Annotated in this window: 9 protein-coding genes and 1 riboswitch; of the genes, 1 reads left to right on the forward strand and 8 read right to left on the reverse strand. The window is 45.5% G+C overall.

The window, feature by feature from the left end:
* The first annotated feature begins 47 nt into the window (after positions 1-47).
* On the forward strand, positions 48-1,838 hold the full coding sequence (locus ACED41_RS19155; RefSeq protein WP_371725474.1) for an aminopeptidase P family protein: 1,791 nt from the start codon (positions 48-50) through the stop codon (positions 1,836-1,838).
* A gap of 107 nt (positions 1,839-1,945) precedes the next feature.
* Here the strand turns inward: ACED41_RS19155 and thiH are convergent, their stop codons facing one another.
* From thiH to ACED41_RS19195, 8 genes are all read right to left on the reverse strand, one after another.
* Entirely contained in the window at positions 1,946-3,058 is a 1,113-nt protein-coding gene (thiH, locus tag ACED41_RS19160) for a 2-iminoacetate synthase ThiH (RefSeq protein WP_017061318.1), read from the reverse strand.
* Positions 3,059-3,065: 7 nt separating this feature from the next.
* The gene (locus tag ACED41_RS19165) at positions 3,066-3,830 is read right to left on the reverse strand and encodes a thiazole synthase (RefSeq protein ID WP_017067772.1); all 765 of its coding nucleotides are present in this window, start codon (positions 3,828-3,830) and stop codon (positions 3,066-3,068) included.
* Between the two features lie 2 nt (positions 3,831-3,832).
* Positions 3,833-4,042 carry a sulfur carrier protein ThiS gene (gene thiS / locus ACED41_RS19170; RefSeq protein WP_017061316.1) on the reverse strand — a complete coding sequence of 70 codons (210 nt, stop codon included), beginning with the start codon at positions 4,040-4,042 and terminating at the stop codon, positions 3,833-3,835.
* Positions 4,039-4,821, reverse strand: a complete 783-nt coding sequence (locus tag ACED41_RS19175; protein WP_017062994.1) for a HesA/MoeB/ThiF family protein — start codon at positions 4,819-4,821, stop codon at positions 4,039-4,041. Before ACED41_RS19175 ends, thiS begins: the two co-directional genes overlap by 4 nt.
* Positions 4,811-6,103, reverse strand: coding sequence for a thiamine phosphate synthase (locus tag ACED41_RS19180; RefSeq protein ID WP_371725475.1), 1,293 nt, complete (start codon positions 6,101-6,103; stop codon positions 4,811-4,813). Before ACED41_RS19180 ends, ACED41_RS19175 begins: the two co-directional genes overlap by 11 nt.
* Positions 6,103-8,052, reverse strand: a complete 1,950-nt coding sequence (thiC, locus tag ACED41_RS19185) for a phosphomethylpyrimidine synthase ThiC (RefSeq protein ID WP_102333086.1) — start codon at positions 8,050-8,052, stop codon at positions 6,103-6,105. Before thiC ends, ACED41_RS19180 begins: the two co-directional genes overlap by 1 nt.
* Positions 8,053-8,182: 130 nt before the next feature.
* Positions 8,183-8,281: riboswitch (TPP riboswitch) on the reverse strand.
* Positions 8,282-8,343: 62 nt separating this feature from the next.
* Entirely contained in the window at positions 8,344-8,727 is a 384-nt protein-coding gene (crcB, locus tag ACED41_RS19190) for a fluoride efflux transporter CrcB (RefSeq protein ID WP_017062997.1), read from the reverse strand.
* A 100-nt stretch (positions 8,728-8,827) separates the two neighbouring features.
* Positions 8,828-10,210, reverse strand: a complete 1,383-nt coding sequence (locus ACED41_RS19195) for a multicopper oxidase family protein (protein WP_371725476.1) — start codon at positions 10,208-10,210, stop codon at positions 8,828-8,830.
* Positions 10,211-10,392: the final 182 nt, after the last annotated feature.

The raw sequence follows: 10,392 nt of genomic DNA on the forward strand, positions 1-10,392 counted from the left end.
TCGACTGTGAGTGTTAACAAGGACCCTAACAATAAGGATAAACACAGATGCACAATATCACTGCTGAACGCGTTGCTGCGGTTCGAGCTTGGCTTGAAACAAACAACCTAGATGCCGTTATCATTCCACACGAAGACGAATATCTAGGTGAATACGTTCCCGCTCATAACGAGCGACTTCACTGGTTAACAGGTTTCACTGGATCTGCAGGTGCCGCTGTTATCACTCGTGATACTGCTGCTATTTTTGTTGATGGTCGCTACACCGTTCAGGTTCGTAAGCAGGTACCAGCAGAGTTATTTGAGTATCGCCACCTTATTGAAGAACCGGCTTTAGATTGGATCGTCAATTCATTGCCACAAGGCAGTAAGGTTGCATTCGACCCACGCATGCACACCGCTGCTTGGTTGAAAGGCGCACAAGCAAAACTAGCGGAGAAAGTTGAGCTAACAACGTTATCAGCAAACCCGATTGATGAGCTTTGGTCTGACCGTCCTGAGCCTGTTGTATCTGATGTTCGCCTAATGGCAACAGACGCCGTAGGTCAATCAAGCGAGAGTAAGCGCGCTGAGATTGCTGGCTTACTAAAAGCAAAAGGTGCGGACGCCGCTATCCTTACCGAGCTTGACTCAATATGTTGGTTGCTTAACATTCGTGGCTTGGACGTATCTCGCCTACCTGTTGTGTTATCCAATGCGATCATCCACGCCGATGAAAGCGTCGACTTCTTCCTAGACCCAGCTCGTATTCCTACGGGCTTTGAAGCACACGTTGGCAATGGTATTCGCGTATCTCACCCATCAGAGCTTGAAGCACGCCTTCAATCTTTGGAAGGCAAAAATGTATCTGTCGATTCAGGTACCAGTAACGCTTGGTACACGCTGGTTCTACAAAACTCTGGTGCTCATATCATTGAAGCAGCAGACCCATGCCTAATGCCAAAAGCAGCAAAGAATGAAACTGAAATTGCCGGCATGAAAGCGTGTCACATTCGTGATGGTGTTGCGATGGCGAAGTTCCTATCTTGGATTGATGCAGAAGTCACGCAAGGTAATCTGCACAATGAAGCTGTGCTAGCAGACAAAGTTCAATCATTCCGCGAACAAGACCCAACGCTGATGGACCTAAGTTTTGACACGATTTCAGCAGCAGGCGGCAACGCAGCAATGTGTCACTACAACCACGAGAACCAACCTGAACCAGGTCAGTTAGAGATGAATACTCTTTACCTAGTCGATTCAGGCGGTCAGTACCTAGATGGTACAACCGACATCACTCGAACTATCGCGATTGGCCAGCCAAGCGACGAAATGATCCAGCAGTTCACGTTAGCGCTTAAAGGTCACATCGGTATCGCGCGTGCACGTTTCCCACAGGGTACTCGTGGTTTCCAACTTGATATTCTAGCTCGCCAACACTTATGGGCAGAAGGCTTCGACTACGACCACGGTACTGGTCACGGTGTTGGTCATTTCCTAAGTGTTCATGAAGGTCCGCAAAGCATCTCTAAGAAGCTAATCGATGTACCTCTTGTTGAAGGCATGGTGTTATCAAACGAGCCGGGTTACTACCGTGCAGATGAATTTGGTATCCGTATCGAAAACCTAGAACTGGTGGTTGAGCTGCCAACTCAAGGTGACTTCTCAGTACTAACGTTTGAGTCGCTAACACGTTGCCCTATCGATAAGCGCAACATCAACGTCGATTTACTGACACGACCTGAACTTGCATGGCTTAATGATTACCACCAGAAAGTATGGAACGATGTTAGCCCATTAGTTGAAGGTGATACATTGGAATGGTTACGCCAATCAACCACTCCACTTGCTCATGCTTAGCTAATTCAAACTTAATGAAATGAAAAACGGCTACCTTAGGGTAGCCGTTTTTATTTGTCGATTTAACTTCGTCGATGTTTCACGTGGAACATAAATCTGTGTATTCGCTAACCAGAGTAAGCACTGTGCCAGTCTCGCCACACAGGATCAAAACCACGTTGACGAATCATTGACTCAACATCGGCAGCACTTCGCTCATCACTTATTTCAAATTGCTCGAGTTCTTCTTCATCAGAAGCATAACCACCAGGCTGGGTTTTAGACGCAGCTGACATACTGGTGATTCCCAATGGCAACACATTGTCGCGGAAAGCTGCAGACTCACGAGTCGAGAGAGACAATTCAACCTCAGGGTTTAATAAGCGATACGCACAGATAAGTTGAACCAACTGTTTATCACTCATAATCGATTTAGGCTGCAAACCACCCTCACACGGACGAAGACGTGGGAATGAAATCGAGTAACGTGTTTGCCAATAAGTACGCTCAAGATAGTCTAAGTGAGCGGCCACGAAGAAACAGTCGGTACGCCAATCTTCCAAGCCAATCAAAGCGCCAATACCTATCTTATCAATACCCGCTTTTGCCAAACGATCGGGCGTTTCGAGCCGGTATTCAAAATCCATTTTATTGCCACGCAAGTGGTGTTCCGCGTAGGTACTTGGGCTATACGTTTCTTGGTAAACCATCACCGCATCTAAGCCGAGAGTTTTAAGCTCTGCGTAGTCATCTTGATCAAGCGGCTGCACTTCCATCGCAAGATAGTTAAATTGTGCCTTAATATTCGGTAGCACTTCACGGAAGTACTTCATCCCGACCTTGGTTTCATGTTCACCAGTCACCAACAATACACTATCAAACTTCATCTTTTTGATAGCGGCACTTTCAGCATCGATTTCATCTAAAGTAAGTGTGCGACGCTTAATGCGGTTCTCCATTGAGAAACCACAATACGTGCACGCATTCGCACATAAGTTTGAGAGGTACAATGGAATATACAACGACATTGTATTGCCGAATCGCTTGCGTGTGAGTGCCAACGATTGTTGCGCCATCTGCTCTAAGTAAGGTTCTGCTGCCGGAGAGATAAGAGCCTTAAAGTCTTCCAAGTCGCGTTTAGGTTTACTCAGAGCGCGCTCAACATCCGCTGCCGTTTTACTGAAGATGGACATACCAATGTCATCCCAGTTGAGCTGTTTAAATCGATCAACAAACGTCATAAGGACACTACTCGTCTAGGAATGAAGTTAGCGGACTAGAAGCAACCGCATGAGACACCTGTCCAGCAAGACCAGAAAGGTAAGCCATACGGCCAGCTTCAACTGCCAGTTTAAAAGCAATCGCCATATCAACGGGTTGTTGAGAAGCCGCAATTGCAGTATTAACTAACACGGCATCCGCGCCCATTTCCATTGCACGAGCAGCATGAGATGGCGCACCAATACCAGCGTCAACAATCACAGGGACGTTCGCTTGGTCGATAATGATCTCTAAGAAGTCTGCCGAAGCGATACCTTTGTTCGACCCAATCGGCGCACCTAGCGGCATAACCGCAGCACAACCCACCTCTTCCAATCGTTTACACAACACTGGGTCAGCATGACAGTAAGGCAACACAACAAAGCCATCTTTAACCAGTTGCTCAGCCGCTTTTAATGTCTCAATTGGGTCTGGCATCAAGTACTTTGGATCAGGGTGAATTTCCAGTTTGAGCCAGTTTGTGCCTAGCGCTTCGCGAGCCAAATGCGCAGCAAAGATGGCATCCTTCGCGTTCTTCGCCCCGGAGGTATTTGGTAACAAGTTCACGCCAGCATCAATGATGGGCTGTAAAATATCATCTTGCTCAGAGCGAATATCAACTCTCTTCAACGCCATGGTTGCCAGTTGAGAACCGGAAGCTTCGATAGCACTCGCCATTAAATGTTTATTCGCGAACTTGCCCGTTCCAGTAAAGAGTCGTGATTGAAATGTTTTATCTGCGATAGTTAACATAGTTAGCCTCCTGCAATAGCTTGGAAAAGAGAAATAGCATCGCCTTCATTGACGACCCTTTGTTGCCACTGACTACGCGGGACAACCGCATTATTGATAGCAAAGACACAACCCAGATCGGGTAGTGAAAGCGCTTGGATGATATCCGCTAGAGACGACGATTGTGCAACCTGTTCTGGTTGCTCATTGATAGAGATCGTTATGTTGCTCATTGGGTTTCTTCTTCTAAATAGTTAACTGTAGATGTGCAGCAAACGGGGCATTCACTATCTTGAGTGACACTTAAGTTTTGCCAGTTCATCGTCTGACCATCAAACAGTTTGAGCTGATGTGTTGCAACCTGGAACTCGCCAGTGCTAATACGTTGAATCGCTGCCAGTGCTTGGAGGTTGCCTATGGTGCCAACAACTGGGCCGATGATGCCGCTATCGCTACAACGTGTCGTTTGTGGATGATGACTGAACGGGAACAAACAGTGATAGCACCCTTTCTGCATCTGATAATCAAAGACAATAAACTGACCTTTCCATCCGATCGCAGAACCAGAAACCAAAGGTGTCTTGCTACCAAAACATGCTTGGTTAACCTGCTGACGTGACTCAAAGTTGTCAGTACAATCCAACACCAAATCAGCGAGCATCACCTCAAGCTCAAGCTGGCTCTGAGTCATTCGCCTATTGATGGTTCTCACTTGGTTTCGACCATTAAGCTCAGTCAGTTTTTGCTTCAGAGCTTCGACCTTAGGCGAACCTAACTGGCTTTCCTTGAACGCAACTTGTCGTTGAAGGTTAGACGAATCCACACAATCATCATCAACTAATACGATTTTCCCGATACCGGAAGCCGCAAGATAGAGAGCCGCAGCATTGCCTAAGCCACCACAACCGATGACCAATACATGGCTATCTAATAGATTGCGTTGCCCTTGCTCACCCACTTCAGGAAGTGCGAGTTGTCGTTGATAACGAATGAATTCGAAATCATTCAGCATGACTTAGCTCCTGAGTTACCTCTTTAGCAGCACCTGAAGAACGGTCAGCCATTAATGCTTCGAAGAACTCAATCACTTGCTTTGGTTCTTCGGCTAACGTAATCGCACGTACAACAGCAAGGCTCGATACCCCACAACTCCACACCTGTGCGGCCGTCGACTGGTCAATTCCACCAATCGCAACTGTCGGATAACCGGTGAGTTCTTCTGTGTATGGGATAGTATCAATCAGCTGCTGATAGAGAGATAAACGCACAAGTCCTTGAGGCTTCGATGGCATCTGCTTAGTGGTGGTTGGGAATATATGCCCCAGCGCAATATAGCTTGGGTTGATTTGCACAATGCGTAGCAACTCGTAATAACCATGAGTCGATAGACCGATCTTAATACCAGCTTGGCTCAGTTGAGATAGGTTGGATTCTTCGATGTCCTCTTGCCCCAAATGAACACCAAAAGCATCATGCTTAAGTGCCAATTGCCAATAGTCATTGATAAAAACCTGAGCGTTGTGCTCTCTACCGAGTTCGATAGATCGCGCGATTTGTTGTTCTAAATCTGCTTGCTGTGGGTTCTTAATACGCAGTTGAACTGTGTTAATTCCAAGCTTGAGCAGCCTTTCGATCCACTCAACATCATCAACCACTGGGTATAGTCCTAGGCTACTCTTACTCAATTCCGGGAACGACAGTGATGTTCCTTGGTGCGCCCAACCAACACTAATATCCAGTCGCTCATCTTCGAGAACGGGAATAGGAAAGTTTTGATAGTTTGCTGGCCATGTTCCACGTGAAACACTAGGTGCTGCGCGAGCTAAAACCAGTGCGTCTTCTAATGGGAATTCCAACGCCAACAAAGTAAGTAACCAAGCAAAGTGGCCACGACTATCTAACTCCTGATGAGCTGGAGTTTCACTCTTGATAGCACGATTAGAATCTAGCTGTGACCAGATATCCAATGCAGCTGAGTCATCTAAGACACCGATATAGATGGTATTCGGAGTTTGTGCCAAGGCATCGCGGACACCAGCTAGCGCCACTGAATGACTGTAATAAACGATATGATCAAGCTCACTTGAGCGACACTCCGCCAATGAATCAACATCATGAGCAAAACCAATAGATAACGCTTGCTGAGCATCAACGATAGAGAAGCATTGAGTTGGGCTTACACCCAACTCAACTGCATCGGTTGCCAAGCCTTGTCGCTTAGCAACCAATAGACAGCTTTGCACCTCTCCCGTTAGCTCAATATTTTGAGATGGGATAAGAATCTTCACTGTCATTATTCCTCTAATTGAGCTTCTTTTGCGCCTACTGCTGGGTGATAAAGTTCAGAGCCAGTATCACGGAACTCTTGTGATTTCTGACGCATCCCTTCCAACGGATTATCAAGCATCTTAATCTCGATAGCCTGATCAGCAGCCACTTGTTCAGTGTCTTTCGCGTACTCTCGAACTTCTTGAGAGATCTTCATTGAACAGAATTTAGGTCCACACATAGAGCAGAAGTGAGCAACCTTGCCCGATTCTTGTGGCAGGGTTTCATCGTGGAAAGAACGGGCTGTTTCTGGATCTAAAGCTAGATTAAATTGGTCTTCCCAACGGAATTCAAAACGAGCTTTAGATAATGCATTATCTCGGATTTGTGCGCCCGGATGCCCTTTTGCCAAGTCTGCTGCATGTGCTGCCAGCTTGTAAGTAATCAAGCCAGTCTTCACATCTTCTTTATTTGGTAAGCCCAAATGCTCTTTAGGTGTTACATAACAAAGCATCGCACAGCCGTACCAACCAATCATCGCCGCGCCAATACCAGAGGTAATGTGGTCATAACCCGGTGCAATATCAGTGGTCAGCGGGCCTAACGTATAGAAAGGCGCTTCATGGCAGTGCTCTAACTGCTCATCCATGTTCTCTTTAATAAGATGCATAGGTACATGTCCAGGACCTTCAATGATCACCTGAACATCGTATTCCCAAGCCACTTTAGTTAACTCACCTAGAGTACGTAACTCCGAGAACTGAGCCTCATCATTGGCATCTGCAATAGAGCCAGGACGTAGGCCGTCACCTAGTGACAAAGCCACATCGTACTTCGCACAGATCTCACAGATCTCGCGGAAGTGTGTGTATAGGAAGCTTTCTTGGTGATGTGCAAGACACCATTTCGCGATAATAGAGCCACCACGAGAAACAATACCTGTCACACGCTTAGCCGTCATAGGAACATAACGAAGAAGCAAACCAGCATGGATAGTGAAGTAATCAACGCCCTGCTCCGCTTGTTCAATCAAAGTATCGCGCATCACTTCCCAGTTAAGGTCTTCGGCTACGCCATTCACTTTCTCAAGCGCCTGATACATAGGAACCGTACCAATCGGCACTGGGCTATTACGTAGGATCCATTCACGAGTCTCGTGGATATTACGGCCAGTAGAAAGATCCATTACGGTATCGCCGCCCCAGCGAGTCGACCATACTAGCTTCTCAACTTCTTCTTCAATCGAAGAGCTTACAGAAGAGTTACCGATATTGGCGTTCACTTTCACTAAGAAGTTTCGGCCAATAATCATAGGTTCTGATTCTGGGTGGTTGATGTTTGAAGGGATGATAGCTCGGCCTTCAGCGACCTCTTTACGCACGAACTCAGGGGTAATTTCTTTTGGCAGGTTTGCGCCAAAGTTATGGCCTGGGTGTTGGTGATTAAGCTGTTCATCAGCGAACTTCTGACGCCCCATGTTCTCACGTATCGCAATGTACTCCATCTCAGGAGTGATAATTCCCTGACGAGCATAATGCAGTTGAGTTACACATTGGTCGCCAGTAGCGCGACGAATTCGAGGCAGGTTTCCGTAACGAAGGTCGTCTAGGGTTTCATCTTCTAAACGTTCTTTGGTGTAAACAGAGCTTACATCATCGAGCAATTCCGTATCACCACGCTCTTCAATCCATTGCTCTCGCAACTTAGGAAGGCCACTATAAAGGTCTATTTCATGCGTAGGATCGGTATAAACACCTGAGGTGTCGTAGACATGAATTGGCTCATTAGGTTCGAATACAGGCTCTTTTTTGCTGCCACCAACAAGGCTATCTGCGAGGGATATTTCTCGGACAGGGACTTGAATGTCCGCTCGAGACCCTTGGATGTAAGCTTTTTTTGAGTTTGGATAAGGTTGTACAGATAAAGAATCAATGAAATTCTTCGCTTCCAGTCTTGCTTGTTTACGACTCGACATAGCATTTTTCCTTGGCTTTTAGCCATTATTTATAGGGATAAAAATGCTTGACGGATAAGATGCTACAAGAGGGATCACAGCAAGAAAATGCAGTTGTGATCTGGAGATAGATCTCTAGAAGGATTCTAGTTAGATATCTACTCTTGTTCCCTTCGCAGGTATTAGCCTGATCAGGTTCAACGGATCCCGAGTTAACGGTCTCAGCCATATGGCACTCCGACAAGTACGATCGAGTATATAAAAACGGCTTGGATAAACCAAGCCGAGTTGTTAACAAATCGTAAGAAAGTTTTAAGACTTTATCAGAAGTTGGAAGCCGAACCATGCGGCTGAAATACTGAGAACCACATTGAGCAGTACATTGAGCCCCATCTTGAAGAACGCACCCTGCTGCATAAGAAGCACGTTATCCATCGAAAACGTAGAAAATGTCGTCAGGGCTCCAAGGAAACCAAGACCGATAATTTGTCTCCACGGCTCCGTCGCAACCATCTCATTTTCAAACGCGGCGATGAGCAATCCCATAATCAAAGAGCCAATTACGTTAACAGTCAGCGTACCGTAAGGAAAACCACGCCCTAACATCACAACGCATAACTCTGAAATCAAGTAACGTGAACAAGCACCAAACGCGCCACCGATGGCGATAAAACCTAGAATAGATAACTGACCCATGAATCCTCCCAAACAATAATCCCTATATTCTAGCTTTAACGCCGATAAAAGCGAGGGTAGAAACTAAGAATGCATGCGCAAATATTAAACGTTACAGGTGTCACTTAACTTCAATATATCCCATCAATCCTGTTTTCATGTGCTCAATTACATGACAGTGGTACATCCAGCGTCCGGGGTTGTCTGCAACAAATGCAGCTTTAGCTCGGCCATTTTTTCCAAGTAACACTGTATCGGTATGGAAAGGCTCTTCAATTTTTTTACCATCAAGTTCCAATACAGTAAATGTATGACCATGAATATGAATCGGGTGATGATATTGAGTGACGTTCTTAAGATCGAATATGTAAGTCTTACCCAACTCTAAAGTCGCCAATGGTTCAGGAATATTGTCTTTGCTCATTCCTTCCCATGCTCTTTTATTTGTTAGCCAAAACTTAGGCATCGATTTTCCATCTTTGGATACTGGAGAAACAGCCCCTTCCCATTCAAATAAAAAGTCGATCTCTTCAGCATTAGCAAGATCTAGGTTGGGCACTGGATTCAATGGTAGTAATGGCAACGAACGTCCTTGAGCAAATGCTGAATCTACGACTTCAAATTCACACAAAGGAAATGGGAAACGCCCCTTCATATGGAGAACGTTAACTCGCTCACCAGCTTTAGGAGCGATCAGTCCGATATCAACACGCATACCCGGACCAATTTTATGTTGAGTCAGTTTATAAGGCGTTTTTACAGGATTACCATCGATGGCTATAACCCATGCTTCAGCCCCTTCGACAGCAATAGGGTAAGTGATCGTATTATCGACATTAGCAATACGCAGTCTAGTCGCTGCATACTGCTTCAACTGATATACGGGTTCATGGACTCCATTAACACTACTCCACTCCCCAGGAGTGCCCATACGAGCACTGAGTCGTGGGATCATTAAATCTTTCCATTGACCCTGCTTGTCGATGTGCCAATGCTTAAGCATCAATGCGTGTTCTTCATCGAACCGTACTGGATTGCTCTCTTCTACGATAATAAGACCAACTAAGCCCATACCAAGCTGCTTCACGCTATTCATGTGTGGGTGATACCAAAACGTACCGGCATCTGGCGGCGTAAACTCATAAATGAATGTTTCACCTGGCATGATTGGTGGCTGACTTAAGAAGGGAACCCCATCCATTTCGATAGGAATTCTTAAACCATGCCAATGAATAGTCGTCGGCTTTGATAGCTTATTCGTAAAGCGGGTCGTGACCTTTTCACCCTGTCGACATCGAATCGTTGGCGCTGGAATCTGGCCATTGAAACCCAAAATATTGGTATTAAATCCCTTCACTAACTCTGCTGTTGAGGGCTCAGCAGTTAAGTCATAAACATACTTTCCTTGCTCATCAGCAGACCGCTTCATTGAACAAGCGGGTAGTACTGTTAATGCAGATATAGCGAGAGATGATTGAATAAACTTACGACGGGAAATATCCATATTTGTTGCCTTTTAGTAATAACGACCAAAATGTAACAAAATATTGAGAATAATTCTCATAAAGAAGTGTGGATTGTGTTGTTAATTGCTTATAAAAGAGACTGAGATAAGTAAGCACTTACATTTCTAATACCAATTAAAGTAAAAATGTGATCTAATTAAGATTGATGAATTATTGTGAA

Origin of the sequence: Vibrio sp. 1F255 (assembly GCF_041439145.1) — a bacterium.
In the GTDB taxonomy this organism is placed as follows: domain Bacteria; phylum Pseudomonadota; class Gammaproteobacteria; order Enterobacterales; family Vibrionaceae; genus Vibrio; species Vibrio crassostreae_C.